Consider the following 25440-nt stretch of genomic DNA (forward strand, 5'->3'; position numbering starts at 1 on the left):
TCGCATGCCACGATGATTTGAGGAGCAATCCGATGCGGAAAATGACCTCGCTCGCGACGCTGATCGTCGCCTGCCTGTGCTTTGCTGTGCCGTCGGCCCACGCCCGTCCGGAGACGCTCATGGATTTACTGGGCCACCGCGACTCCGCGTCCTGCCCGCGCTACCAGCGGACGCCGAGTGATGCTTGCAACATCGTCGTGCACCGGCCCGGCGGTAATCCCACGCAGGACATGACCGGATCGATCGGCCACGCGAAGTCCTGGCAGGCCAATGGCGGCCCGCGCTGCAAGACGATCTGCCGGTTCACCGGCACGCAGTACTGAGGGACGCGCTCTCACGACGACCGGCGCCCGCACCGCTTCCGCGGAGCGGGCGCCGCTTCCGTCCCGCTAGCCGTGGCCCGCCCGCGCCATCAGCTCGCGCAGGGTCCGGCCCGTCGCCTCTCCGGTCACCGGCAGCTTGGCGCCGCGCTCGAACTTCTCGATCGCCGCGCGGGTGCCGGGGCCCATCGCGCCGTCGGGCTTCACCGCGTATCCGAGCTTCGACAGCGCCTTCTGGGCGCGCAGCACCGGATCGCCGTCCTTCTCGGACTTGGCCGCCTTGGCGTCCGTCTCCTTCGCGGCCGGCTTGGAGGCCGGCCGAACCGGCGACGCCTTCGGGGTGACCGAGGCGGTGGTCTCCTCGGACCGGATCAGCTCGCCGATCGCGTCCCGGGCCGCCGGCTTGGCGGGGACCGGCGTGGCGGCGCGGTCGGCCTCGATGACCCGCACCGGATCCCGCGCGGGTTCCCGGAGGGCCTCCCTGGCGGCCGGCGCCGCCTCGCGGGGGGCGGGCACCTTCTGGGCGAGCTTCGGCAGGATCGGCGCCGGGTGGCGCCCGGTCTGGTAGCCGAGGGCGTTGACGCAGACGAAGCCCGCCGCGCCGAGGGCGACGAGGCTGCCGAGAACGGCGCCCGGGCTGGTCCGGCAGGTGGCGCCCGTCGCCTTCAGCGCGCCGACGAGCACGGCGCGCCAGTCGCCCTGGACCGCGGGGCGGCGCGGCGCGGCGCGGCGCGCGCGGCCGGGTTCGCCCGGTACGGTGATCTCGCGGTAGCCTGACATCATGTCTCCTTCCGGGGATCTTCGGGTCAGCCGGTGCGGCGCAGGACCGGGTCGGCCGGGGCCGCGGCGAGGCCCGGCTCCGCGTCGAACAGGCCGAGCGGCAGGCGCACCACGCGGCGGGGGACCGGGGCGCCGCGCACGGCCGTGCGGATCGGGGCCGGGCCGTGGGCGGCCGCGGGGGCCTGGCAGACGAGGGGCAGGGTGACGGTCACCACCGTCCCGGCCTGGGGCGCGCTCTCGATCAGCAGGGAGCCGCCGTGGAGGCCGACGAGCCCCTGGACCACCGACAGGCCGAGGCCGGTGCCCTCGTGCTGGCGCTTGTAGCCGCCGCTCCCGGCCTGGAAGAACGGGGTGCCGAGCTTGGGCAGGTCGTCCGCGCCGATCCCGACGCCCGTATCGGCCACGACGATGTCCAGGGTGCCGGCGCCGCGCCGCAGGGACAGGTCGATGCGGCCGCCCGCCGGGGTGAACTTCACGGCGTTCGAGATGAGGTTGATCAGCACCTGCCGGCAGGCGGCGGGATCGGCCGTGATCTCCACCGGTCCCGACGGGGCGGCGGTGACGACGACGCCGGCGGCGTCGGCCTTCAGGCGCATCATGTCGCAGCAGGCCCGGAGCAGGTCCGCGATGTCGAACGCCTCGGGGGCGCAGTCGAAATTGCCGCTCTGGATCCGGCTCATGTCGAGCAGCGTGTTGACGACGCCGAGCAGGTGGTGGCCGGAGGCGCCGATGATGCCGGCATATTCCCGTGCCTGGACCGGTCCGAGGCTGACGGCGCCTTCGCCGGCGAGGACCTCGGAGAAGCCGATGATCGCGTTGAGCGGCGTGCGCAGCTCGTGGGTGACGTTGGCCAGGAACCGGCCCTTGATCGCGTCGGCCCGCTCGGCCTCGGCGCGGGCGCGCTCCAGCTCGACGGCGTGCCGGTGGTGCTCGGTCATGTCGCGGGTGACCGCCACGACCGCCGTGGCGGCGTCGTGCGCGCCGTGCTCGATCCGGTGGGCGCGCATCTCGGCGTAGATCAGGCTCGCGCCGTCGGCGCGGCCGGTCTCGGGCTCGACGTGCAGGCGCAGGGGCAGGGTCGCGGGCCGGCCGGTCGCGGCGACGTCGCTCACCGCCTTGAGGAAGGCCGGGCGGTCGGCGACGTGGACGCGCTCCAGCAGGCCGTGGCCGCGCAGCCGGGCCGGGTCGCTGCCCAGGAGCCGGACGGCCGAGACCGAGGCCTCCAGCACGCGGCCGTTGCGGTCGTGCCAGGTCACGAGGTCGTCGATCGCCGAGAGCAGCAGCCGGTCGCGCGCCTCGTTGTCGCGCAGCCGCTCGCGCCAGACGCCCTCGTTGCGCATGTGCTCCAGGGCCTGTGCGGCGACGTGGCCGATCGCCGTGATGGCGAAGGCCGGCAGGGCGATCGCGGCCGAGATGTCCATGACCGGCAGGGAGCCGGCCCAGGCGCCGAGGGCCACCACGGTCAGGACGCCGAGGACCGCCATCGCGGCGGCCGCGATCGTCGCGCGGAGCGAGCCGGAGACCAGCGCCTCCAGGGGGATCGCCACGAGCCAGACCGCGGCGGGCGAGGTGACGCCGCCGGTGACGCCCGCCAGGGCGACGACGAGGCCGGTCAGGCCCGCCGACGAGACCGCGTGGGCGACCCAGAGGGATCCGGTGCGCGTGAGGAGGACGGCGGCGAAGACCGGCAGCAGCAGGCTCGCGATCGCCAGGACCTCGAAGCCCGACGGCACCCCGCGCCACAGCAGGTAGGGCGGCAGCCCGGCCATCATCACGGCGCCGGTCGCCAGCCGCGACACCAGGAAGCGCTGGTGGCGCGCGCGGGCGGCCGGATTGTCGACCACGGATTCGTGGACGAGGCCCGCGAGCCGGTCATCGATCAGCGACGTCAGGACGGTCTTGATGGTCAAGGTTGGCACGCGTCGCGCTGGCTGCGTTCCCGCATCCGTCGCGCCTCCGGTTCGACTTCGAACGACTACCGGACGGTCGCAGAGCCGGCTTAAACGAGTGTTGCGGGACTTGTCCGAATGGCCGGGATGCTTTCCGCAAGGTAACCAGCCGATCGCGAACAAGCTTCATTCACCATCGTGCGGGAAAGCTCGGGTTGGTAGAGGCCCAGTTCACGAAATCCGTCGAATGCTTCGCGCGATCTCGAGCGGAGAAACCGTTCCATGACCGTCCTGCTGCGCGCCGCGCTGGTGATCGGCGTGCTCTCCTACTTCGCCATGCTTCGCACCGGAGCGGACCCGGCCGCGGAGGCCCGCAGGCTCGCCGGGGCGGTCCCGAGCGCCCAGGCGGTCGTGCCGGCCGCCCTGGAGGCGGTTCCGCCCGAGACCCGGGACCGGGCGGTGCGCGCCGTGCTGGCCCGCGGCCTGATGGCGGAGCTGAGCCGCCGCGCCGCGGAGGCGCCCTCGAACGACACCCTGCAGGAGACCGACCGGCAGCCCGCGTGGCGGGGCGCCGATCCGGAGAGCGATCCGCAGAACGATCCGAAAAGCGATCCCCGGACCGGCCCGCGCTGACGGCCGGCCGGTCAGCCCGGCTCCCCGCCGCTCGCCGTTCGGGCCCGCGCCGGCAGGGGCGGCCGCTGCGCGGCGACGCGCTCGGCGCCCTGGCGCAGCTTGGCCTCCGGGCCGTGTGCCGGCTGGTGGGCCTCGCTCCGACCGCGCTCGGCGAGCGGCCGGTCGAGGATCGCGGCGATCAGGTCCCGCGAGGCCGGACGGCTCACGGTGCGGAACAGCCGGACGAGATCGGCGACGCGCTCGGCCGAGCGCGCCACCCCCTGGTTGAGGGTCAGGAAGATGTAGACCGCCTCCTCCTCGTGCAGGCCGGCGGCCCGCAGGCCGAGGGTCAGGAGGTCGTAGCGGGTGCCCGCGTCGGCGACCACGGTCAGGAAATCGCGGGGCAGGCCGAGCCCGTCGGCCAGCGCCGCCATGAAGGCGGGAACGTCGCGGGCGGCGGACAGGCCGGTCAGGGTCTCGCCGAGGCCGCGGGGCGGCGGCGGGCAGGGGCGCAGGGCGGCGGTCGCCTCGACGGCCCGGCCGATCACCGTGCGGCGCATCGGGTCGGCGTGCAGGTACAGGGGCACGAGGTCGGCGGCCGACACGTCGGGCCGGACCAGCAGCAGCCGGGCGAGGTCGGGGGCGGTGCGGCCGCGGTCCACGAGCCGCGACAGGGCCGCGCCCCGCAGGGTGTGGCCGAGATTGGCCGCCAGCGCGCGGTCGATCTCGGGGCGGCCCTCGCGGGAGAGTTCGTCCACCGCCTCCCGGCTCAGCCCGGCCCGGGCGGCGATGCGGGCGGCGATGTCCGACCCCTCGGCCAGGGCCGCCTCGATCAGGCGGTGGCTCAGGGTCGGGGCCAGCTCCACCACCGCGTCGCGGGCGCCGCCGCCGCGCAGGGCGAGCGCCTCCAGCACAGCGGGCGGCGTCTCGGGGCAGGGGGCCAGCTTGCGGGCCACGACCCGGGCCGTCTCCTCGTCCACCGTCGGGATGAGGCCGCAGGCCAGGGACTCGAAGATCTCGATCTCGGTCCGGTCCCGGGCCGCGGCCCGGACGAACAGGTCCGTCTGAACCCGGAGGATCACCGGCTTGAGATCGAGATTCTCGATGCGTGACAGTTCGAGGAGCCCGGACAGGTCCGGCGGAGCATCGACGGAAGGGGGCATGGAGGATCGGTTACGCAAGACTGCAGTAAGGTCACGCTAACCGCATCGACGTGAATCGACCTTTAAACCGCCTCCGCGGCGACCGTGCCGTCCTGCGCCAGGATGGCACCGGCGCGGTCCCGCCCCGGCCCGACCGTCAGCGCGTCAGTCAGCGCGTCAGTCAGCGCATCAGTCAGTGCGGCAGTCAGCGCGTCAGCCAGAGCACGAGGCCGAGCCCCACGGCGGCCGCGACGATGATGCCGGCGTAGAGCGGCAGGACCCAGGGCTGCCGCTGATGCGGGTAACCCTTGGCCGCCCGCTCCGAGGGCGCCCGCTCGTTCTGCCGGGCGATCCGGACCTCCCGGGGCGTCGGCGGCGTCCCGCCGGCCTCCTCGCAGGTCCCGAGCGGGGCCGCGCCGATATCCATGTGCGGGGTCTTGTCGGCGGTGCGGCCGCTGTCGATGTCGCCCTTGAGCTGCGCGGCGGTCGGCGCCTCGGAATCCGGCGGCGGATCGCAGGGCAGGTTCGCGGGCGGCGGCGGGGTCTCGGATCGCAGCGTCATCGGGGGGCTCCACTCTCCGGGGGTAACGCCCGGTGAGCCCCGCCGGCTTCGGCCAGGATGTCGCGGATCTCAGCCGTCTCCGGTGCCCCGCTTCAGCAGCGGCCGCGCGAGCACGGTCCCTTCGTCGGCGAAGCCGGCGGCGGCGCAGAAGGCGCGCAGGGCGGCCTGGTCCGGCCCCGCGGCCAGGAGCAGCCGGTCGCAGCCCGCCTGCCGCGCCGCCCGGCCGGCCGCCTTCAGCAGGACCCGACCGATGCCCCGGCGGCGCGACTCGGCGGCGACCGCGAGGCCGGTGATCAGGCCGAAGGGCCGCGGCGCGTCCAGCGTCCGCACGGGGGCGACGGCGATGAGGCCGCTCGGCGGCCCCCATTCCACGGCGACGAGGGCGATGCCGCCGTCCCGCTGCAGGGCCTCGAGCCGGGCCGCGAGGTCCGCGGTGCCGACCGCGACCCCGACCTCGCTGAGCAGCGCCGCGAGACCCGCGGCGTCCGGCCCCGCGGCGGCGCGGATCTCCAGCCCGTAGCGATTGCCCAAATCCCGCTCCCGATCGGCATGTCCGGCGCATGCATGTCCGGCGGTTCAACGCGTGGCGAGGCCTCTCGACACGGCGCGTCGCGCTCCTGAGGCTCAAACGCGGCGCCATCCCGCAGATCGCGATCACCGCGGGATCGGCTCCGTCGCGCGCGGCGCCGTCGTGATGCGGCGCGCGCGGAACGCGCCGGGCCGTACGCGCTTTGCTCTCCCGTCGGCGGATCGGGGAGCGCGCAGCATGGCGGGGCGGGTGACGGATCGAGCCTCCGAAGGGGAGGCCGGCCAGGCGCGGCCGGAGACAGCGCCGGCGCCCGAGGGGCCGGGCCCGCGGTCCGGCATGACCGAGGCAGAGGTCGGGCCGGAGATCGGGGTGGAGGCCGAGGCGGTCGAGCGGCACAAGGCCGAGACGGAGATCGCCGCGGGCGACGTAGCCGACGACCTCGCCGATTTCGCGTAACGGACCGGCGCGCGGGTCGCGCGCCGGCCGGTAACCACGAGCCCGGGCGTTGCCGGGCTCAGGCCGGGCTCAGGCCGGGCTCAGGCCGGGCTCAGGCCGTCTCCTTGGCCTTGCGGGAGCGGCTGGCGCGCTTCGGCTTCTCGGCCACTTCCGCGACGGGCTCGGGCTCGGGCGCCGGGGCGGCGGACTTGCGGCGCTGCTGGCCGAGGCCGAGGCTGCGGGCGAGTTCCGAGCGCTGGGCCGAGTAGCTCGCGGCCGTCGACGGATAGTCGCGCGGCAGCCCGAAGCGCTCGCGATACTGCTCGATCGTCAGGCCGTTGCGCGACAGGTGCCGCTTGAGCGTCTTGTACGGCTTGCCGTCGATGAACGAGATCAGGGCGTCCGGCGTCACCGACTTGCGGATCTGGGCCGGCGTCGGCTTGTCGGCCGCCTCGGTGACCGTCGCCGCGGGGGCGGACAGCTTCGTCAGCGCGGCGTGAACGCCGGCGAGCAGACCGGGCAATTCGCTGATCGGCACGGAATTGTTCGAGACATACGCCGAGACGATGTCGGACGCCTGCTCGATAAAGGTCTGCTGCTGCTCAGTGGCGTTGTCGTCCATCGATGATTCCCTCTATCCGACCGTCGTGAGACGGTTCTAACGTCTGTGCAGCAAAATCAAGTCGTCGTCGAGCATTTCCCTACACAATGCCCCTGCCATGAACACGCATATTATTCAAACCGTGGGTCGAGCTGAAATCGACCGTCGAGCAAACCGACACCCCGGAGCCGAAGTTGGACGAGACCGGGCGACGCGGACGGGCGCCGGTTATGCCTTCCGCCGCGATCTCGCCGCGGGCTTCCTCTGCGAAGATCCGTCTCCGGTCTGATGAGAGGCGCAGAACTTCACGCGGCGGCCCGCCGCGATGTCCCGTGAGCCTTCGGGACGGGACGAACGTTTCGGCCGGACTGTCACGTGATCTGCCGCGGACCGGTCATGGCCTCGGAGGCGGCCGGGCGATAAGGATCCGGGCGGGGCAGGATCCGGGGCGATCGGCGTGGACCAGCAAGTGGACCGGCAAGGGGATCACCAAGTGGATCAGCAAGTGGATCAGCGCTCGGAGACGGGCACCGTCTTCGGCGCCATCATCCCGTTCGTGGATCACTGCGGGATCGAGGCGCTCGACGTGCGCGCGGGCCGGACGCGGCTGCGCCTCGCCCTGCGGCCGGAGCACGCCAACAACCTCGGCATCGCCCATGGCGGCGCGCTCTGCACCCTGCTCGACGTCGCCCTGGGGACGGCGGCGCGGCTGCGGGCGGGGCGCCCCGTGGTGACCCTCGACATGCAGACCCGTTTCCTCGCCCCCGGCCGCGGCGTCCTGACCGCCGAGGGACGGGTCACCCGGGCGGGGCGGTCGGTGATCTTCTGCGAGGCCGAGATCCGCGACGAGGCCGGGGAGCTGGTGGCGACCGCCACGGGGCTGCTCAAGCCCGTCGGCGAGCGGCCGGCGCCCGCGTAGGGGCCGCGTAGGGGCCGCGTAGGGGCGTCGTCGCCGGTCGGGACACCGGCGCGGGAGCCCTGCGCGGGAGCCCTGCGCGCCCGTGCGGGGCCGCGACCGCATTGACGTGCGCCCGGCAGGGTGGAAAAGCCTGTGTCATGACGATGCCGGACGACGCGCGCGCAGCCCTGGCTGCGCCTCCCTCCGAGGCCGACGTGACGGCCATGAAGTCCGAGGCCGCGGCGTGGTTCGAGACGCTGCGCGACCGGATCGTCGCCGCTCTGGAGGCCCTCGAGGCGGAGGCGGCGGGCCCGTTCCACCCCGACGCGCCCGAGGGCCCCGGGACGTTCGAGAAGACCCCGTGGAACCGGACCGACCATACCGGGCGGCCGGGCGGCGGCGGCGTCATGGCGATGCTGCGGGGCCGCGTCTTCGAGAAGGCCGGCGTGCACATCTCGACGGTGCACGGCGAGTTCGCGCCGGAATTCCGCGCCCAGATGCCCGGCGCCGCCGAGGATCCGCGCTTCTTCGCCACCGGCATCTCGCTGATCGCCCATCCGTGGAACCCGCACGTGCCGACGGTGCACATGAACACCCGGTTCGTCGCGACGACGCGGGCGTGGTTCGGGGGCGGGGCCGACCTGACGCCGGTGCTCGACCGGCGCCGCACGCAGGACGATCCGGACAGCCGCCACTTCCACGCCTGCCTGGAGCGGGCCTGCGCGGCGCACGGCATCGACCACGCCCGCTACAAGGCGTGGTGCGACGAGTATTTCCACCTCAAGCACCGGAACGAGCCGCGCGGCATCGGCGGGATCTTCTACGATTACCTCTGGAGCGGGACGCCGCAGGCCGACCTCGCCTACACCCGCGACGTGGGCCGGGCCTTCCTGGAGGCCTACCCGAAGATCGTGCGCGACAATCTCGGCACGCCCTGGACCGAGGCGGACCGCCACGAGCAGCAGGTGCGGCGGGGCCGCTACGTGGAGTTCAACCTGCTCTACGACCGGGGCACGATCTTCGGCCTGAAGACGGGCGGCAACGTCGCCTCCATCCTCTCCTCGATGCCGCCGACCGTGCGCTGGCCGTGAGTGCGGGTCTGCCGGCCGCCTACGCGCCGCAGCAGGACGCGGCGCTGAAGGCGATCGCCGCGTGGCGGCGGGACGGGAGATCGCAGGTGTTCCGGCTGTTCGGCTATGCCGGCACCGGCAAGACGACGCTCGCCCGCCGGATCGCCGAGGATGTCGACGGCACGGTGGTCTACGGGGCCTTCACCGGCAAGGCGGCCTCGGTGATGCGCCAGAAGGGCTGCTACGACGCCGCCACGATCCACTCGCTGATCTACCGCACCAAGGAGGCGGAGGAGGGCGGGCCGACCTTCACGCTGAACCGCTCGGGCCCGGCCGCCAAGGCGGACCTGATCATCATCGACGAGTGCTCGATGGTCGATTCCGATCTCGGCAACGATCTCCTCTCCTTCGAGCGGCCGGTCCTCGTCCTGGGCGACCCGGCGCAGCTGCCGCCGGTGCGCGGCGGCGGCTTCTTCACCGAGGCTGAGCCCGACGTGATGCTTACCGAGGTGCACCGGCAGGCCAAGGACGACCCGATCGTCCGCATGGCCATGACCGTGCGCGAGGGCGGCCGGCTGGAGCTCGGCAGCTACGGGCAGAGCCGGATCGTGTCGCGCCGCGCCCTGGATCCGGCCGAGGTGCTCGAGTGCGATCAGGTGCTGGTCGGCTTGAACAAGACCCGCCGCCTCTACAATGCACGGCTGCGGGAGCTCGCCGGCCACACGGACCCGATGCCGGCGATCGGCGAGAAGCTGGTCTGCCTGCGCAACGACCGGGTGAAGGGCCTGCTCAACGGCTCGACCTGGACCGTGCAGGCCCTGCGCGCGCCGCCGCGTCCGGACCTGATCCGCCTCGACGTGGTGCCGGAGGACGACCCGGCGCTCCGCCGGAAGCCCACCGACATCAAGGTGCTGCGCGCGATGATCTCCGGCACGGACGAGGAGATCCCGCTGTTCCTGCGGCGCGAGACGGACGAGTTCACCTACGGCTACGCGCTGACGGTGCACAAGGCTCAAGGGTCGCAGTGGGATCGGGTCACGCTGTTCGACGAATCCTACGCGTTCCGCGAGCACCGGGCGCGCTGGCTCTACACCGGCCTGACCCGCGCGGCGCAGGCGATCACCGTGGTGGTCTGATGCGGTGCCGCCGCGCGACGTCTCGCTTGTGAAGCGGGACCACGCGTGCTACGCACCGCCCGTCTCATCGAGGCACCTTGCGGAGAGGTGGCAGAGCGGTTGAATGCACCGCACTCGAAATGCGGCATGCCTGCAAGGGCATCGGGGGTTCGAATCCCCCCCTCTCCGCCAGATTTCTCTCTAGAGCGCTGACCCGACCGCTGAAGCCGCTATCGCCCGCGATGTACACGGGAATGTACACGCGTGCCGAGCCGCCACCTGACCCGCAACGGCGGGACCACCGTCTTTCAGATCCGTGTGCCGAAGGCGCTCGATCCCGCTTTGACCCTGGCGCCGATCCGAGTCAGCCTGGGACGTGTGCCGAATGCGCAGGCGCGTCGGATCGCCGACGTGCTCGGCGGCTTGGCACGTGTCGAGTTCGCGCGGATCGAAAGCGCTCGAATGCAGGATATTTCACCCGTCGATGCCCGTCGGCAGACCGAATCTCGGCTGGCTGGTGCGCTGCCTGTGCTGCTCGGCCTGGACGCGGTCGCTCGGTGCAAGTTGCCGGACAACATTGCACATCCGGCGGTCGAAGGCGTCCTCGATCTATTGGCCGATGTTGGAGTGAGGCGGGCGTTGGGCGACCCGGTTGCGACGCGCTTGCGGCCGGAAGTACCGATGCTCGCCGCGCTCACCGACGAAAACGCCGCCCGCGGCATGCTTGGCCTCCCACAAGTCGCGATCGCCCTCAAGCCCGATCCGGTAATGGCCGAGCTGGCCGCCATCCGTCAGATGATCGGCGCTCAGAAAGGACCGCAAGGGCCTCTATTCAGCGCGGCGGCAGCGGACTTCATCGCCGGTCGAATCAAGACCTATGGCGATCCCAAGCATCCAGAGATCGGCTACCTGCGCCACCGCGCGGCGGTCTTCATCGCTCTCGTCGGCGACAAGCCGGTGGACGCCTACGACCGCGCGGACCTCCAGAACTTCGCCAACGAGTTGTCATGGCTTCCGTCGAATGTCTCGAAGCGGGAGGACTATGACCTCAGCAAAGTCGCGGAGTACATCGCGGACAACAAGGCGGCTGAAGGGCCTGGGCTCGCCGAAAAGTCGATCCGGGAAACCTACCTCAGTCGGATCAAGACGATCCTGCGCGAGGCCTGTGCCGACGCCAAGGTGCGAGTCGCATTCGAAGGACGGATCGTGATCCCGAAACGGGCAGCCCCACCCAGGGCAAGGATCGCACCCGATCAGGACGAGTTTGGCAAGGTGGTGCGCGCAGGCATCGATACCGGCATCCTGTCCGATGCTCTCCTGCCCGCCCTCGGTCAGCTCACCGGTCGGCGGCTCGGACTGCTTGCCTTCATGCGGCGCGAGAACATCCTGCGCTACAACGGCGTCTGGGTTTACCGGCCGCAATCACACCAGATGCGGGAAGGCCGTTGGGAGCCGGTGCCGTTCAAGACCGGCGAGTCACTCGGCTTGTTCGTGCTGCACGACCTCTTGGCAGAGTGCGGCTTCATCGATTGGGCGCTACGGGCGTCCGGGCCGGTGTTCCCGATGCTGATGCGGGCCAGGGATCCGGCTGACGCCGCGCAGAAGCGGATGTCGCGTCTCTACGAGCGGTCGGGTGCGGACCCGCAGCGTTCGAGCACATTCCACGGCCTTCGTGCAGGTAAAATCCGCCACGACCGCGACCTTGATCTGCCCGCCCGGGCCGTGCGCCTGCAGGTTGGGCATGAACTCACCGACGTGCATGACCGCTACGACGGCCAGATGACCAATGGCGAACTTCGGGCGTTCGCCACTGCGCCGCTGCCATCCGGTGTCGATTGGGAGTTGCTGAAGAAAATCGACTTCGAGGCGTTTTCTCGCCGTCAGCCAAAGGGCGGACGGCCATCTCGGGTAACGTGATAGCACCCACGGTTGTTTAACGACCGAGCATTCGAAATAGAGGATTAAAGCAACTCAGTAGGGTGCTACGATACTCAGCTGGCCGCAGGTGCCGCATTAAGTCATTGAGATCGCTCGCATCACAGCTGCGGTAACACGCCAGCGTGTACCACAAAGGTGCCGCAGGGAAAGGGCTGTGCCGAGACGCAGAGACCGCTGAAGATGACGCCGTCGCTCTTGCCGCCCGTCGCCGATTGCACCGTCAGCTTCCGACCAGGCAACTGGACAGCGGACGTCGCTGGACCCCTCGTTGCTTTTTTCAGGCATTCGGAAGGCCTCATCGGACAAATAATAAGGCAGTCGCATCATACCCGCGCTGGATTGCCGAGGCGTGGTCATAGTTAATTTAACCATCATTCGGTTGAATTTGGGGAGCGGGCGTTTTTCTGCGGCCGACCTCTTCCAATACCTGCCGATCTGCTCCATGTTTTGCGATGTAGGGCAGGCGCACTGTCTGCCCGATGCGGATTACGGTCCGGCGTTCCGCCCCTTTCCAGAGGGGCGGTCGCCAGCGCGGTTCCAGCCGCGCCAGCGACCTGACCATCCGCGTCATCCTGCGGTAACAGGAGACACACGATGGCTGCGGTCATCTACGGCGGACCCGTGTCCGCGCGCAACACCGTCCGGCCCACCCTCGCCGGAACTCAGTTCCCCCACCCCAACCTCGTCGATCATCCGCTGATCACGCCCGACGTCCAGTTCGCGCTGCTTACGGCTGTGGACGAGACCGGCGACGCGAGCCTCGGCGACCTCGCCGACGCCATCCCCGAGCACCCGCAGCCGATCTCGGCGGTGCTCGCCCTCGTCGACGCCGGCCTGCTCGCCATCGACCTCGTCTCCGCCTTCGGCGCGTCCTGCCGCGTCTGGCGGATCGGTCCCGCGCTCCGCTGACGCCCCACTCCCCGCGCGATTCCTGATCGCCCCTCGGCGGCGCACCCCGGAGCGCCGCCCGATTCCGCCGTCCCGCCCATAGGGCCGGCGGCGGGCCCCGCACGCCAAACCCATTCCTCCCTCGCGCCGGCCGCACACGACCGCGGCCGAGCCGGAGACCCGTCATGGCCGCTATCCTGCTCCTCATCCTGAGCCAGTTCCGTCTCGCCACCGTCACCCGCCAACTCAAGCCCGCCACCAGCTTGCGCTGCGTCTTCGACCGCCTGACCGGCCAGCAGGTCGTCGCCGCCGACTGGCACGACCTGCGCCACCTCCAGGCCTGGCTCGCCCGCAACCGCGGCGGTGGCGTGTACCTCATCGTTGGCTGGCAGAACGGCCGGCGCCGCGTGCGCGTCGGCGAGGGCGTTAAGCTGTGGGTGCGGCTGGGCGACCACAAGGCAGATCCGCAGATCACCGCCTTCGCGCAGGAGGTCTACGTCCTGCGCTCCAAGCACTTCTCCAAGGCCGACACCGTTTATCTGCAGGAAGCCTTTTCCGAGATCGTCCAGGCCGAGGCGCGGCTCGACTGGTATAAGGGATGTAAGCCCCTGCGGGACTTCCCGCTGAGCGAGGACGACCGCAAGCTGCTCGACGTTGTCGTCCTGCTCGGGCTCGGCCTGCTCGCCGACGCGGGTCTGCGCGTCCTGCAGCCCGCCCAGTCTCGGCTTGCCCGGCAGGTCGCCTCTCTCCTGACCCAGGCGTCCGCGTGATGGGCGGCCCGGCGATCACCTCCCCGGACGACAGCTCGACCGCGCCGATCCTGCGGGTGCAGGTCGTGTCCGACCTGCACGTCGACGTCGCCGACCTGGGGCAGCTGCGGCTCGCCCCCGGCGCCGATCTCGTCGTCGTGGCCGGCGACACCTGCGAGGGCGCCGAGCGCGCCTTCGCTTACCTGCGCCGGCACGTCCCGGTCCCGACGCCGATCATCGCGGTGCTGGGCAACCACGAGTACTACGGCGGCTCGATCATGGGAGAGTTGGCCCGCGCCCGGGACGCGGCCCAACTGTTTGACATCACCCTGCTGGAGAACGACGTGGTGATCGTCGCCGGCGTGCGCTTCCTCGGTTGCACCCTGTGGACGGATTACAGGCTGTTCGGGGACGTGCACCGAGCGGTGGCGATGGCCGCAGCGTACCGTGGCCTGAGCGACCACCGCTCGATCGCCCTGACCCATCGCCCAGGGTGGCGGCCGTTCCTTCCGGGCGATGCCGCGGAATTGCATGTGGCCTCGGCTCGCTTTCTCGCGGACACGCTGGCGGTGCCGTTCGCAGGGCCCAGCGTGGTGGTGACCCACCACGCCCCGCACCCGGTCTGCATCAGCCCGCGCTATGGCCGCGACCCGCTGAGCGCGGCCTTCGCCAGTGACCTGGCGGGCCTGATCGACACTGGTCGGCCCGATCTCTGGATCTCCGGCCACACCCACCACCCGGTCGACGTCCAGCTTGGGCCGACGCGCCTCATCTCGAACCCCCACGGCTACCGCGACGAATGCCGCGGCAGCTTCGAGCCGACCTGCATCGTCGAAATCGCGACGACCCCCCCGCGAGGAGGAGTGGTGATGAGGATGGACAGCAGCCAGATCACCGAAGGTGGCGACGGCCGAACCGAAGACGTCGCCGGTCCTGCGGCGACGGAGGCGGTCGCGCGGGCACAGGCGGACGTCGGTCCCGAGGCGCCGGAGGCCATCCTGTTCGAGCCGGTCGTGTTCGCGGCCGACGGCCTCGACGAGCCGCTGCTGGAGGAGGGTGCTGGACAGGGGGCGGGGCACGCCGGCGGTCCCGCCGGCTGGCGCGGGCTGCGCCGGGCCGACGGCCTCGTCGAGCCGGTCCGCCTGCTGGCCGAGCTCGCCCTCGACCCGCTCCTGACGCCCCGCCTGTGCCGGGCGCTGCGCGAGGCGCGCCCACTTGTCGTGCTGGTGATCGTGCCCGGCGCCGCCTGGGTCGGGCCGGTCGAGCAGGCGGTCCGACTCGCCGGCGGCCGCGGGATGCGCGTCATGGCGAAGACGTCCCCGCCCCGCGGCGGCGCCGGCACCCAGCCGGACGCCGAGGCCGCCGAGGGCATCGGGTCCGGCCGGCCGCTCGTGGCCATCGCGCCCGACCCCAGCATCCTGTCGCCGGTGCTCGTGGCCGCGGCCGACCACATCCTGGTCGTGCCGCCTCTCGATGCGGCCCTCGTCACCCGCGCCGTCGGGCTGTGGTGCGGTCGCCGCCCGCGCGTCCGCCTCGATCCGGCCGACCTCGCGGGGCTCGACCTGCTCGACGTCGCCGCCGCCCTGCGCGCGGGCGCCGGGCCCGCCGCCTGCCTCGGCCGCATCCGTCGCGCCAGCCGTGCGAGGATCGGCGTCCCAGCCGCGGCCGCGGCCGCCCCGTCGCTGGAGCAGCTTGCCGGGTACGGCGAGGCCCGGGACTGGGCGCTGCGCACGGCCGCCGACATCGCCCGCGTGCGCCGCGGTGAGACGACGGCCGATGTGTTGGAGTCCGCCGTCCTGTTCGGGCCGCCCGGAACGGGCAAGACCACGCTCGCCCGCGCGCTAGCGGCCGCGGCCGGTGTGACCTTCATCGAGACCAGCGTTGGCGTGTGGTTTGCAAACTCACCGGGCTACCTCGACTCGGTCATCAAGCAAGTCGCTGCCTTCGCCGATCAGCTCGATGGGGCGGCCCGGCGCGACGGCACGGCGGTGGGGTTCCTCGACGAGCTCGACGCCCTACCCAACCGCGCCCGCCTCGACGACCGCGGTGCCTCATGGTGGCTGCCGGTGGTGACCTACGCCCTAGTCCGGGTCGAGGGACTGCGCCGTGCGGGCGTGGTGCTAATCGGCGCTACCAACGCCCTGGACCGAATCGACCCCGCGCTGCTGCGACCCGGACGGTTCGACCGGCAGTTCCTGATCGGCCCGCCCGACGAAGCCGGCCGGCTCGGCGTACTGCGCGCGCATCTCGGCGAGGATCTCGCCGGGGTCGACCTCGGCGCCGCGGCGCGGCTGTCGGCCGGCATGACCGGTGCCATGCTGGCTGGCTGCGTGCGCGGCGCCCGCGGCCGGGCGCGGGCGGGTGGGCGGCCCATCGTCCTCGACGACCTCCTGGCCGAGATCGCCCCCGCCGATGTACGGCTCGAGGCCGAGCTGCGCGCGGTCGCCCTGCACGAGGCCGGCCACGCGCTTGCTGCGCACCGCCTCGGGCTCGTCGTCACCGAGGTCTCGATCCAGTCGGGCGAGGACCGCGGCGGCCACACCCGCGTGCGCCTGCTCGACCGCATGCCTGACCGGTTGGGGCTGGAACGGCAGGTGGTCGGCCTGCTCGCCGGCCGGGCCGCCGACAGGGTGCTCGGGACGGGCGCGACCGCCGGGGCGGGGTCGGACCTGCGCGAGGCCACCCGGCTCGTGGCGGCCGCGCACGCCTGCTACGGGTTGGGCGAAAACCTGTCCGCGGCGGTCGATCCCGAGCACGTCACCGTGCTGCTGCGCGAGGACCCGGCGCTGGCCGAGCGCGTCGAGGCCGACCTGAAGCGGCTTGAGGCATCCGCCGAGGCGCTGGTGCGCGCCGACCGAGCGGCGGTGCTGGCCCTGGTCGAGGCGCTCCTCGCCCGCCGCGTCTTGGTCGGCGCCGAGGTTGCAGCCGTGGCCGCCAGCCACCAACCCCGCGTCCGCGTCCGGGCCGGTCGTGCCGCCGACCGCCGCATGCCGGCACCCACGTCGACCGCTTGAGGGCGGCTCGTCCCGCCTTCCGACAGGGATCGGCCAGACCGCTGACGCGGACCATCCCGCTCACCACCTGTGAGAGTACCTGCCGTGATCCGCCCCAGCCTGGAACTGCACCTAGCCGTCGACGATGCGGTGCGCCTGGAGAGCGCGCTCGACGCTTTCGACCGGCTCACCGCTGGCGAGCCACCCGACGGACGCGAGCTCGCCGCCGCGCCCTGCCTGACCGCCTGGCGCCGCACCCTTGTGCCGACGGTCGAGCCGGCGCTGGTCGGCTGCGTCGGCGACCACCCGGTTCTGCACGGTGACCGCCGCGTCGTTACCTCGCGGCCGCTCCTCCTCGACGCGGATGCCGGTTGGGCCCGAACCCTCAGCCGCCTCTACCGCCTCGGGCCGGCCGCCCGCTGAGCGGGCCGCCACGCCACCCAGCGTCGCCCTTCCCATCGCGCCGTCCCTGCTCCCTTGGAGGCCGCCGTGCCCGTGTCCCCGCCCGAGACCGTCGTGGTGTTCGACCTTGAGACCGTGCCAGACTTCGCCGCTGTGGCGCGGGTGCACAGTCTCGACCCTGCCGACGTTGACGGCGCGCGGGAGAAGCTCGGCACGGGCTTCCCGAAGCTGATCTACCACGCCATCGTATGCATCGGCGCGCTGGTGGCGGAGCGGGTGGATGGGGCTTGGCGGGTGCGTACGCTGGGCGCCCCGCATGTCGGCCAGCGGCCCGAGGCTCGGCTGATCCGCGACTTCGCCGCCCGGATCGCGCAACTGCGGCCACGCCTCGTTTCCTTCAACGGGCATTCGTTCGACCTGCCGGTGCTGCGCTACCGCGCCTTGGTCAACGGTTTGGCAGCCCCGGGCCTGACCTGCCGGCCGTACTATAGACGCTACGACGAGGCGGCGCTGGATCTGTGCGATGTGCTCGCGGGCTACGATGCGCGCGCCAAGGTTGGGCTTGACGCACTGTGCCGGGCGATGGGCCTGCCGGGCAAGACTGAGGGGGTGGACGGGGGCGCCGTCGCCGACCTCGTCGCGCAGGGTCGGATCGGCGATGTTGCCGCCTACTGCATGTCGGACGTAGTCGCGACCTATCGGCTGTTTCTAGCCTACGAGCGGTTGTGCGGCACCTTGGATCCGGACGCCCACACACGCAGCGAGACAGACCTCTACGGCATCCTCGCGGCCTCTACCCTCCGACCCGGCGGGTTCGACGTCGCGTCCGGCCAGGCGAAACCGGCCACCACCGCCACGACCTGCCCTGCCTAACCCGCCCTTCGTCTCGATCCCTCCATTATCCCCTGGCGGCCTCTCGACAGGAGCTGGATTGACCGCCGCCCAGGTCGTGCCCTCACATCGCGCTGGGCGACGCTCGCCGATGCCATCGAGGTCCCCATGCCTCCAGGTCAGACTCACCGCCGGCACCCAATTCTGTCACGGCACTATTCTAAGGCCGAGCCGCAAGCCCTTCCCCAATATTCGCACCTACAACGCGGCGTTGGTCGAGGCCTGGAACGCCCGCGTGGCCTCTTCCGGCGACATCTGGCACCTCGGCGACTTCGCGCTCGGCTTCTGACCTGACCGGTATCTTCGACCGGGCTAGATGTGAAGCTACTGCATGGTAGCGGCCATGGGTAGCCGGAAGGCCAGATCCGGCTAGCTGGCGGGCGCGGGCTGCCGATAACCCAGCAACGAGTGTGGTCGGACGCGGTTGCATGTATTCTGCCATAGGCTGATTACGATCTGTGCTTCTTTCAGAAAATAGAAAATCCCTTGGCGTATCCACTCGTTACGTAGCTCTAGGAGACATCCGCCTCCTTGCAGGCGACGGCGATGCTTTTGCCTTGGGCCGTCTGTACCTTGATCTGGCGCAACATCAGCATTACCTGCTCCGCGCTCGGCCTCTGTCCTCGCTTCTACCCCAACTCCTCCGGTCCCGGCGCAGGCCTGGGGTGGGAAGCGCGCCTCGGGATCGCGGATGAGGATCCAACGGATCGGTACGACGGGCAAGCCACCGTGCCGCCACACCGCGGTGCCCGAGGCGATCTCAAGGGTGCGCTCGCCCGCCCCATACCAGCCGGGCACCACGACCGCGTGCCAGCGCGTGTCCTTGGCCGCGAGGATCGCGGCGAGCGTCGGCAGCCGCGCGCCTTTGGTCCGCGGGCGTCCGATCGTGCCAGGCGGGCGCGGCGGGGCGGGATCGTAGAGTGCTTCGTCGAGCCGTAGGCGGGTGATCGCCGTGATGCGAGCGCGGCGCATTGCGTCGAGGAACAGCAAGGCCGAGAAGCCGCTGTCGCCGACCACGACGAGGTCGCGCCTCGGCAGCCAGCGTCGGGCCTGAGGGCAAGTTGGCCGCCGACGTTGAGCAACGGCTTGTGTTGACGGCCGCGTTCGCGACAGGCGCGCTCTGACGGCACCAGCGCGGTCAGGAACGGCAACGCCCAGACGCGCCCCGCCCAGGAGATCGGGGCGAGCACCATCAGGCTCATCCAGCGCAGCCTGCTCGCCTTGACGAAGTGGCTGTCGGAGGAGCGAACTGAATCACGGTAGATGCCCTCGGCCGCGATCCGCTTGCCGCGACGGCGCTCGATCGTGTCGTCCAGTCCCAGGACCACGGGGCCACGTTGCGCGAACGCATCGACGAGGAGCCCGAGCAAGATACGGCTGCCGGAGCGCGGGCACCACGCCGCCCGGTTGAGGATGCGATGGACGTTCACGAACCGCCGCTCCTGCGCGCGGCCGATGATGCGCAGGACGCTCGTCACCGTGCGCTGCCCCGGCGTGAGGATCGCGCCGACCAGCAGGATCTGGGCGTATCGCCACGAGCGGTGGACGAACAGCGGTGCGAACGCCAGGATGATCCCGGCGAAGCGGGTGGGCAGGGGCAGCATGGTGGTGTCTCTTGGCGGGGACGACACCAGCCTATCCGTCACGCCCGCTTCGTCACCCCCGCCCACTCGGCGCGCCGCAAATGGCCAAAGTCGAACTTAGGCGATGCTAGTGAATAGATGTTATCCCAGGATTCCACAAGCATTCGTCCTGCCTAAACGTCGAGCTAGCGAAGTCATAGCCTCTTGTGCCCATAAATAATGGGTCTTTTCGATAAAGGGTCGCATAGTTAACCTGACATTTCTGTGATCCGTCCGCGGTGACGCGCAGCTCTATAGCTTCCTGCAAGGCTCCAGAGTCATTTATATACTCAGCCTTGAAATAGAGGCCGCCACTTTCCACGCGCCCAGTATAGCAATGTTTTAAGCCGAATCGCCTATCGACCCCACATTTTCGCTGGCCGCTGGAAAGAGATACCCCACCCACGTTGTTGCTACGCCCCCCTGAGCCATGATCAGAAATGAAAAATTTTCCGTTAGCATAGTAAAAATATGGGCTATTAGACATTTCAGAGATGCTTATAGTTCCTGCATTGCTCACCGGGAAAGTCAACCAAGTCGCATAGCTGCCATTAAGTGGTTGCGCCTGCGCTCCGGCACTATAAAGCATCGTCAGGGAAGAGACTGCGCTTGTAAAAAGTGGCACAGTAAAGATGTTTCTCATTGGTCTGCTTCTCCACGCTTAATTTCGAGCGCGACTCGGCCCCACGCCCCTCTAAGCACAGACTGCTAGGATGGGAGGCTTGGGCTATACCATGATTATAGCAGTAAGGGCTGCAATGCGGTATTCATACAATACCCAGTGGACGGACGTTTCCCCTATAGGGTTGCCGCAGTTTCTGATCGGTGATTTGACGTTTACCGCATTTTTCCACATGTAAGATGTGCGGCGGCTTCCCAGGATTCTGCAATTTCTTGTATGGCACCTTGCTGCAGCGTTATAAAATGGCAGCCCGAAAAGTTTCTCGGTAGTTGCCGCCTCTTGAACTCGGCCCGGGCCAATCGCAGATCTATAGACCAATCATTGTACTTTGAGTTTGTGCAGCAGGCAGTGCGTTTGGACGCGCAATATAGCTGCGACAGACGTTTATTCTATAAACTTCGAACAGAGGAAGCGACAACATGCGTGTGATGTGCAGGATATGGCTTTTGTCGTTAGTTTCTTTACTTTCTTCAGCGCATATAGCAGAAAGCACGGAGGCAAACAAGAATTCTTATCACCTAATTGCAAAGTACAAGCTGAAAAATCTAGGTCGCGGCGGCTGGGTCACTCCGGTGCTAGATGGGACTAAATCAGTGGATTTCTACCTGTCAGAAAATGGCACAGTATTCAGCTCCGACAACGCAGGTGTGGACGGCAAAGGTGAAGGGGGCCTTGTTACCCCTGTTGGCGTGCGGGGTTGTGCTGAGAATCGTAGCATCCAAGGTTACGTTGTATGTCTCACCGTAAACAGAACAGGTGGTAGGCTCAAAGTACGTTACGAAAACGTATTTTACTATCAAGGCGTACCGACATCTCACGATGTATCGGACTTTGTCCTGACTGTTAACGGAACTGACTGTAAAATAAAATCGTTCAAAGGCGATTTTACGGGACCAGACTACAAATCGAATATCTTATCGGTAACCTTCACATCGTGTGTCTATGATGAAGGTCACAGGTTTGGGGCAACTTGAGAATTCCGCTGGTTTGTGCTCGTTAGGTCGTATCATGCGTCCCGTCGCAGCCTCGTCCGTTTGTCCGGATTGCAAGTGTGTGCAGCGGGGTGACCTGACCGACTGGCTTTGGACTGGGCTGATTGAGAGGATCAGCCAGGACCAGAGGAGTCGGACATGCCGCGAGGTCAGAAGACGAGTGCGGAGCAGGTGGTACTGAAGCTGCGCCAGATCGAGGTGCAGACGGCACAAGGTAAAAGCTTAGCGCTGGCGTGCAAGGAGACGTAGATCTCCGAGCAGAGCTACTACCGCTGGCGTAAGGAGTACGGCGGCCTTCAGGTCGGCCAGGCCAGGAAGATGAAGGACCTGGAGCGCGAGAACGCTCGGTTGCGGCGGCTCGTGGCGGACCTGTCTCCGGTTCCGAGCGGCGGGTCAAGGGCAGTGGGAGATCGCCGGAGTACCGCAGATGGTGCTGGCGGCATTCTCAAAGCGAGGCGTGCAGATCGAGGCGCGAGTCGGCCCGGACGCGACACCGGCTCAACGTGAGATCGCCGCGCTCGCCACCCGCCAAGGCAAGGATGAGGTGCCAACAGGACCAGAACTCGAAGCCCGCTGGAGGCGGGAGATCACCGACCTCGACGTCGATGTCTGGGCCGCCGCTCGCGAGGCGAGCCGCGCGGCCGAACCCGAACAAGCACGAGCCTTTGAGCGTAATCTGTCCGCTGTCATCAGCAGTCGCGACGCCGAGCGGGATCTCACGTTCGATCCGCCGGAGGTCGCGGGCGACGGTCCGGTCGCCAGAGCGGCGAGCGCACTCTTGCGGCACGAGAGCGTGATCACCCGCAAGGACCTGCTGCAGCGCGGCCTTGAGAAGGCGGGACTGCGCGGGATCGGCGTTGCGGCAGTCGGGGCCGAGCTCGCCGCGTTGGAGCAGGAGGGCACCCTGATCGGGCTCGCGCAAGACCTACTCGCGGAGTGCGACCGCCGCTTGGTCCACACCTGGCATCGCCGCCTGCGAGGCCGCGCTGCTGCGGGTAGCCAACCGCCTCGACGAGCGCGACTGGCTTAGCCCTGAGGCGGTCGAGTTGGCGCTGACCGAGGCGCCCCATCTGTCCACGGAGCAGGCCGAAGCGGTGCGCCATGCCGGCAACCGCGACGGCGTAGGGCTGATCGAGGCTGGCGCCGGAACAGGCAAGACCACGGCGGCGCAGGCGATCGTCCGCTCGGCTCATCTGAGCGGCATTCAGGTGATCGGCCTGGCGCCGGTAATTACCCAGGCCTGTGATGGCGGGGTAATTACCCACGCCCTTGCGCGGGACGGATTTCGCGGATTCTCTCGTGAGATGGGCCGCAGCGAACTGGAACGGCTGAGCCGCGAGGAGCTGATCGAGCTGGTGCTGCGGCTGCAGCGGCCAGAGAAGACCTCGCGCACCTCGTCCAAGCCGCCCGCGACCGATCGCAAAGAGCAGCGCGTAGTTCAAGCCCGGCGCGCCAAGCCCGGCTACGAGGGCCATATGCGCGGCCTCACGCCCAATGAGGCCATATGCAAAGCATGGTCGGCCAAGCCAAGCTGCTTGAGGTAAAACCCGCTCTACCAAATGCCGGAGTCAAACATCTAGCACCTATTTCACTACAAAAAATCTGAGATTCACGTCTCCTAATTGTATTAAATCGCCGTCTGACAAACATGCTTGTTCAGACTTAATGTTATTTATTTTGGTTTTATTTGTATTAGACTTGCATGTGATCGCATAGGTTCCATCGTCGTTTTTCACAATTAATGCATGATGGCTAGATACAGTAGAATTTACAATTACGACGGTGTTTTGTTCGGAACGACCAATGCTTGCCGGAAAATCATTTACCGGATGGGCACGTCCGGTATCAATTTCCTCTATAATGACGTTGGCTTCTTGGTTTTCTTCATCTCTTTTTTGCTGCGCGACGGTCTTTTTTCTGCTTCGGACCATCAAGGTCCCAGCTGTAATAAAAAAAGCGGCAAGTGCGCCGGGCAGAAGTGTTTCTAGAGCATGTGATTTGAAGTAATCAAATGGGATCCGTTCATAGTTTTTCATATATGAATTTATGACTGCACGTTCAGGACCCATGTGGAACGTTACCTGCACCTCTGGCGAAGCTTGCCAAAACCAGCGCCGCTGAGGAGGCAGGGGAAAAGCCGCTAATCCGCCGCTTTTGAGCACTTCAAATGGCTTTTGTAGAAATTCCTTTAGGTTGTTGTCGCTCACAACACGACCGCCTGTGTGTGAGGCAATATCCTGCAATTTGCTATATTCAACAGGTCGATCATTGCCGCCAACAACGAAATATATGGATACTCCGTTATCGAGTGCGTTATGAATAAGCACTTCTTCTTGGAGCGGAAATTTGGAGAAGCCATCCGAGAATACAAAAATGCCTTTGCGTTGACCACGCACGGCGGCAATCGCATTGATGCTATCTCTTAGAACTTGGTTCAAATCCGGATCGACATTTTCGGGCTCCAGCGCCGCAAGAGAGATGACCAATTCTTCGGGCTTGGCGACTGGCAACAATTTAGTTTCACTGCCATATACAACAACACCCATACTGTCATTTAGAGATGTGCGATCCGCAAGGACGAATAGTGCCGCAATCTGCTTTTTGAGCGCCTCAGATCGAGTTTGCCCTGTAGAGTCAAGAAGTACAAGTATTCTCGTGGCATCATTCGGCCCGGGATAAGGACTCCATTCCGGTTCTCCTAATGGCTGATCCGAGACCGTTGCGCTGATATTGTCAATAGGGTAATTGGGTTGCCCCAGAAATCGCCATCGCACTAATGCGACGTCGGATAAAACCTGCATCTCCGCGATAATGCGGTCTTGGTTTATCGTCACCTTGCCTTCGTCGGCATTAACTGGTGCGGAGCAGCAAATTGCGATTAGAGACACGAGTGCTGCTCTTGCCATAACTCTATTCATTATGTTCATTGGATGTTGGTACAGCTGGAGCATCATACATTCCTAAGGCTTTTATCATTTCAAGCTGGCGATATTTTTCGATCCGCTCCTCAAGTTGAGACCCCGCGCGCGCACTATCCTTTCGGATTTTATCACCAAGTTCGTCTATTTCACGTAAGTCACGTCTTGTGGCTATGGCTTCACTTCCATGAATCGCGGCCTCTCCAAGGTCATTGTTAGCAAAGCGAAGGACGCCACCTCCGATACGGAAGATCTGTTCCGCTTGTCCCAGACGGTCGGTTTGGTTGCCAAACTCACTCAAACCTTCATAGCCGTCAGATATTCCTTCTATCTTATGGGCCAATACTGGATTATTAATTTCTACTATCGATTTGGCCATCTTGAGTCCATGTCTCAAACCCTGTCCGTATTCACCTTTTGTGATGTGCTCCATAGCCTCCCGAGAACTAGAGGCTGCTTCGAACATCGAGCTGACATTCTCAATATTGCTTCTTCCGTCAGAGATTTTCGCCAACCTTCCCGGGTTATGAAGATACTCGCTCCCCTCCATGATTTTTTCTGACCCCTCTGCAAATTTTCCAAGATTTCTCGCAGTATCGACGCCGTTTAAGAAACGTTCAGGCAGAGAGTTGTTGGAAGATACTGTTTCATTGAGAGATGACGGGCTAGAATTGGAATTTGCCGAAAAGCTCGTGCGGGTTGCATTCGCGCCCAAATTTCGGTTTCTCGCAGTTATAACTCCAGGTGGAAAGAGGCTCGTGTTGTCGTCTGCAGATAAAAAAATTCTATTTAGGGCAGAATTTGCTTTTAAAGATCCCGACACTACTTTGGTGACTGTCTGAACTCCGTACCAATAATTGCCAAAAGCCTTCAAAGTTGGGACGTTCGATGCTTTTCCTAGATCAGCTGCGACATTTAATAGCTGAGACCCAAATACAATGTTTCCATAAAATTTGGCAGATTTAGTATCTGAGGCATTTTCATCTATGATGCCGCGCTGTAAGCCAGATGCTTCATCTTTTATGCCTTGTAATTTAGCTATTTGTTCGCCGAGTGCTCTGCGGTCGACTTGCTGCGCTAGAAACTCAGCTTTTCTAACATTGTTCTGTCTATCTATAGGCAGTTCGGAGAAGGAGGTTCTTCGATCGCGGATGGAGCGAATATCTGCTAATGCCTGATCAACATCCAGTCCAGACAACCCAGCCGCTATCTGGGCTGGAGCTGTAAGTTTTTGTGTCTGTTGATTACCGGCGTTGCTGGAGATTTCAACGGCTCGTCGTTCTGTTGCGGTGCTCCGCTCTGGCGCAGTTGCGGCGCCCCCGTTGGCAGCCGCGGCCGTCGGTGAAGATGGCGACGGCTCGCGTCCATCGAGGAAGCGCCCAGATCCAGAATCGCCGCCGTCACCGCTGCTC

The 25440-nt window shown here is 67.1% G+C and carries 23 protein-coding genes, 1 tRNA gene and 5 pseudogenes; 18 read left to right on the top strand and 11 right to left on the bottom strand.

The annotated features are described in order from the left end of the window. The first annotated feature begins 32 nt into the window (after positions 1–32). Positions 33–323, top strand: a complete 291-nt coding sequence (locus ACLBX8_RS22805) for a hypothetical protein (protein WP_447699980.1) — start codon at positions 33–35, stop codon at positions 321–323. A gap of 66 nt (positions 324–389) precedes the next feature. Here the strand turns inward: ACLBX8_RS22805 and ACLBX8_RS22810 are convergent, their stop codons facing one another. Beyond that, positions 390–1100, bottom strand: a complete 711-nt coding sequence (locus ACLBX8_RS22810; RefSeq protein WP_447699988.1) for a peptidoglycan-binding domain-containing protein — start codon at positions 1098–1100, stop codon at positions 390–392. Positions 1101–1126: 26 nt separating this feature from the next. Next, on the bottom strand, positions 1127–3019 hold the full coding sequence (locus ACLBX8_RS22815) for a sensor histidine kinase (protein ID WP_447699981.1): 1893 nt from the start codon (positions 3017–3019) through the stop codon (positions 1127–1129). A gap of 252 nt (positions 3020–3271) precedes the next feature. Between ACLBX8_RS22815 and ACLBX8_RS22820 the strand changes: the two genes are divergently transcribed. After that, a complete protein-coding gene (locus tag ACLBX8_RS22820) occupies positions 3272–3622 on the top strand; it encodes a hypothetical protein (RefSeq protein ID WP_447699982.1) in 351 nt (116 codons plus the stop codon). A gap of 11 nt (positions 3623–3633) precedes the next feature. Here ACLBX8_RS22820 and ACLBX8_RS22825 read toward each other — a convergent pair whose 3' ends face one another. From ACLBX8_RS22825 to ACLBX8_RS22840, 4 genes are all read right to left on the bottom strand, one after another. Further along, positions 3634–4764 (bottom strand): DUF2336 domain-containing protein, encoded by a 1131-nt coding sequence (locus tag ACLBX8_RS22825; RefSeq protein WP_020091136.1) that lies wholly within the window; start codon positions 4762–4764, stop codon positions 3634–3636. Positions 4765–4948: 184 nt separating this feature from the next. Continuing rightward, entirely contained in the window at positions 4949–5305 is a 357-nt protein-coding gene (locus ACLBX8_RS22830) for a hypothetical protein (RefSeq protein ID WP_020091135.1), read from the bottom strand. Positions 5306–5374: 69 nt separating this feature from the next. Next, positions 5375–5836 (bottom strand): GNAT family N-acetyltransferase, encoded by a 462-nt coding sequence (locus ACLBX8_RS22835; protein WP_091675813.1) that lies wholly within the window; start codon positions 5834–5836, stop codon positions 5375–5377. A 545-nt stretch (positions 5837–6381) separates the two neighbouring features. After that, a complete protein-coding gene (locus tag ACLBX8_RS22840) occupies positions 6382–6891 on the bottom strand; it encodes a MucR family transcriptional regulator (RefSeq protein ID WP_091675820.1) in 510 nt (169 codons plus the stop codon). A 484-nt stretch (positions 6892–7375) separates the two neighbouring features. Here ACLBX8_RS22840 and ACLBX8_RS22845 point away from each other — a divergent pair, with 484 nt between their 5' ends. From ACLBX8_RS22845 to ACLBX8_RS22895, 11 genes are all read left to right on the top strand, one after another. After that, entirely contained in the window at positions 7376–7789 is a 414-nt protein-coding gene (locus ACLBX8_RS22845) for a PaaI family thioesterase (protein WP_056526422.1), read from the top strand. Positions 7790–7926: 137 nt separating this feature from the next. After that, positions 7927–8859: an oxygen-dependent coproporphyrinogen oxidase gene (gene hemF, locus ACLBX8_RS22850; RefSeq protein WP_447699983.1), complete on the top strand. Its 933-nt coding sequence runs from the start codon at positions 7927–7929 to the stop codon at positions 8857–8859. After that, positions 8856–9974, top strand: coding sequence for an ATP-dependent DNA helicase (locus ACLBX8_RS22855; RefSeq protein ID WP_071000197.1), 1119 nt, complete (start codon positions 8856–8858; stop codon positions 9972–9974). The genes hemF and ACLBX8_RS22855 overlap by 4 nt, the downstream gene beginning before the upstream one ends. 81 nt (positions 9975–10055) lie before the next feature. Next, positions 10056–10145 (top strand) — tRNA-Ser (locus ACLBX8_RS22860). 72 nt (positions 10146–10217) lie between these two features. Continuing rightward, positions 10218–11870 (top strand): hypothetical protein, encoded by a 1653-nt coding sequence (locus tag ACLBX8_RS22865; RefSeq protein ID WP_447715775.1) that lies wholly within the window; start codon positions 10218–10220, stop codon positions 11868–11870. A 615-nt stretch (positions 11871–12485) separates the two neighbouring features. Further along, the gene (locus ACLBX8_RS22870) at positions 12486–12800 is read left to right on the top strand and encodes a hypothetical protein (RefSeq protein ID WP_447715776.1); all 315 of its coding nucleotides are present in this window, start codon (positions 12486–12488) and stop codon (positions 12798–12800) included. Positions 12801–12964: 164 nt separating this feature from the next. After that, entirely contained in the window at positions 12965–13549 is a 585-nt protein-coding gene (locus ACLBX8_RS22875; protein WP_447715777.1) for a hypothetical protein, read from the top strand. After that, positions 13549–16542, top strand: a complete 2994-nt coding sequence (locus ACLBX8_RS22880; RefSeq protein WP_447715778.1) for an AAA family ATPase — start codon at positions 13549–13551, stop codon at positions 16540–16542. Before ACLBX8_RS22875 ends, ACLBX8_RS22880 begins: the two co-directional genes overlap by 1 nt. 84 nt (positions 16543–16626) lie before the next feature. Further along, a complete protein-coding gene (locus tag ACLBX8_RS22885) occupies positions 16627–16944 on the top strand; it encodes a DUF6634 family protein (RefSeq protein WP_447715779.1) in 318 nt (105 codons plus the stop codon). A 93-nt stretch (positions 16945–17037) separates the two neighbouring features. Further along, positions 17038–17796 (top strand): 3'-5' exonuclease, encoded by a 759-nt coding sequence (locus tag ACLBX8_RS22890; RefSeq protein ID WP_447715780.1) that lies wholly within the window; start codon positions 17038–17040, stop codon positions 17794–17796. Positions 17797–17905: 109 nt separating this feature from the next. Further along, a complete protein-coding gene (locus ACLBX8_RS22895) occupies positions 17906–18103 on the top strand; it encodes a hypothetical protein (protein ID WP_447715781.1) in 198 nt (65 codons plus the stop codon). A 572-nt stretch (positions 18104–18675) separates the two neighbouring features. On the opposite strand, the pseudogene ACLBX8_RS22900 reads toward ACLBX8_RS22895, so the two are convergent. The 3 genes and pseudogenes from ACLBX8_RS22900 to ACLBX8_RS22910 all read right to left on the bottom strand — a co-directional run. Further along, a pseudogene (locus tag ACLBX8_RS22900) lies at positions 18676–18831 on the bottom strand (IS701 family transposase); the annotation flags it as partial. 110 nt (positions 18832–18941) lie between these two features. Then, positions 18942–19418: pseudogene (locus ACLBX8_RS22905) on the bottom strand (transposase); the annotation flags it as partial. A gap of 106 nt (positions 19419–19524) precedes the next feature. Continuing rightward, the gene (locus tag ACLBX8_RS22910) at positions 19525–20079 is read right to left on the bottom strand and encodes a hypothetical protein (protein WP_447715782.1); all 555 of its coding nucleotides are present in this window, start codon (positions 20077–20079) and stop codon (positions 19525–19527) included. A 458-nt stretch (positions 20080–20537) separates the two neighbouring features. On the opposite strand from ACLBX8_RS22910, the gene ACLBX8_RS22915 reads away from it, so the two are divergent. The 5 genes and pseudogenes from ACLBX8_RS22915 to ACLBX8_RS22935 all read left to right on the top strand — a co-directional run. After that, entirely contained in the window at positions 20538–21092 is a 555-nt protein-coding gene (locus ACLBX8_RS22915) for a hypothetical protein (RefSeq protein ID WP_447715783.1), read from the top strand. A gap of 156 nt (positions 21093–21248) precedes the next feature. Next, positions 21249–21542: pseudogene (locus ACLBX8_RS22920) on the top strand (transposase); the annotation flags it as partial. Between the two features lies 1 nt (position 21543). Beyond that, positions 21544–22140 carry a relaxase domain-containing protein gene (locus tag ACLBX8_RS22925; protein WP_447715787.1) on the top strand — a complete coding sequence of 199 codons (597 nt, stop codon included), beginning with the start codon at positions 21544–21546 and terminating at the stop codon, positions 22138–22140. 64 nt (positions 22141–22204) lie between these two features. Then, a pseudogene (locus tag ACLBX8_RS22930) lies at positions 22205–22288 on the top strand (hypothetical protein); the annotation flags it as partial. A gap of 126 nt (positions 22289–22414) precedes the next feature. Next, positions 22415–22591 (top strand): annotated as a pseudogene (locus tag ACLBX8_RS22935) (IS66 family transposase); the annotation flags it as partial. A gap of 102 nt (positions 22592–22693) precedes the next feature. Here the strand turns inward: ACLBX8_RS22935 and ACLBX8_RS22940 are convergent. Beyond that, positions 22694–24064 (bottom strand): FHA domain-containing protein, encoded by a 1371-nt coding sequence (locus ACLBX8_RS22940; RefSeq protein WP_447715784.1) that lies wholly within the window; start codon positions 24062–24064, stop codon positions 22694–22696. After that, positions 24021–25440: hypothetical protein (locus ACLBX8_RS22945; protein ID WP_447715785.1), on the bottom strand; the 1420-nt coding region annotated here is incomplete at its 5' end. The genes ACLBX8_RS22945 and ACLBX8_RS22940, both read right to left, overlap by 44 nt.

Source organism: Methylobacterium sp. D48H, assembly GCF_053345715.1.

Excerpts from the sequence above, each read along its gene's own strand:
- ACLBX8_RS22805 (WP_447699980.1), top strand. The coding sequence starts at position 33 with ATGCGGAAAATGACCTCGCTCGCGACGCTGATCGTCGCCTGCCTGTGC.
- ACLBX8_RS22810 (WP_447699988.1), bottom strand. The coding sequence starts at position 1,100 with ATGTCAGGCTACCGCGAGATCACCGTACCGGGCGAACCCGGCCGCGCG.
- ACLBX8_RS22820 (WP_447699982.1), top strand. The coding sequence starts at position 3,272 with ATGACCGTCCTGCTGCGCGCCGCGCTGGTGATCGGCGTGCTCTCCTAC.
- ACLBX8_RS22825 (WP_020091136.1), bottom strand. The coding sequence starts at position 4,764 with ATGCCCCCTTCCGTCGATGCTCCGCCGGACCTGTCCGGGCTCCTCGAA.
- ACLBX8_RS22830 (WP_020091135.1), bottom strand. The coding sequence starts at position 5,305 with ATGACGCTGCGATCCGAGACCCCGCCGCCGCCCGCGAACCTGCCCTGC.
- ACLBX8_RS22840 (WP_091675820.1), bottom strand. The coding sequence starts at position 6,891 with ATGGACGACAACGCCACTGAGCAGCAGCAGACCTTTATCGAGCAGGCG.
- hemF (WP_447699983.1), top strand. The coding sequence starts at position 7,927 with ATGACGATGCCGGACGACGCGCGCGCAGCCCTGGCTGCGCCTCCCTCC.
- ACLBX8_RS22870 (WP_447715776.1), top strand. The coding sequence starts at position 12,486 with ATGGCTGCGGTCATCTACGGCGGACCCGTGTCCGCGCGCAACACCGTC.
- ACLBX8_RS22875 (WP_447715777.1), top strand. The coding sequence starts at position 12,965 with ATGGCCGCTATCCTGCTCCTCATCCTGAGCCAGTTCCGTCTCGCCACC.
- ACLBX8_RS22880 (WP_447715778.1), top strand. The coding sequence starts at position 13,549 with ATGGGCGGCCCGGCGATCACCTCCCCGGACGACAGCTCGACCGCGCCG.
- ACLBX8_RS22895 (WP_447715781.1), top strand. The coding sequence starts at position 17,906 with ATGCCATCGAGGTCCCCATGCCTCCAGGTCAGACTCACCGCCGGCACC.
- ACLBX8_RS22910 (WP_447715782.1), bottom strand. The coding sequence starts at position 20,079 with ATGAGAAACATCTTTACTGTGCCACTTTTTACAAGCGCAGTCTCTTCC.
- ACLBX8_RS22915 (WP_447715783.1), top strand. The coding sequence starts at position 20,538 with ATGCGTGTGATGTGCAGGATATGGCTTTTGTCGTTAGTTTCTTTACTT.
- ACLBX8_RS22940 (WP_447715784.1), bottom strand. The coding sequence starts at position 24,064 with ATGATGCTCCAGCTGTACCAACATCCAATGAACATAATGAATAGAGTT.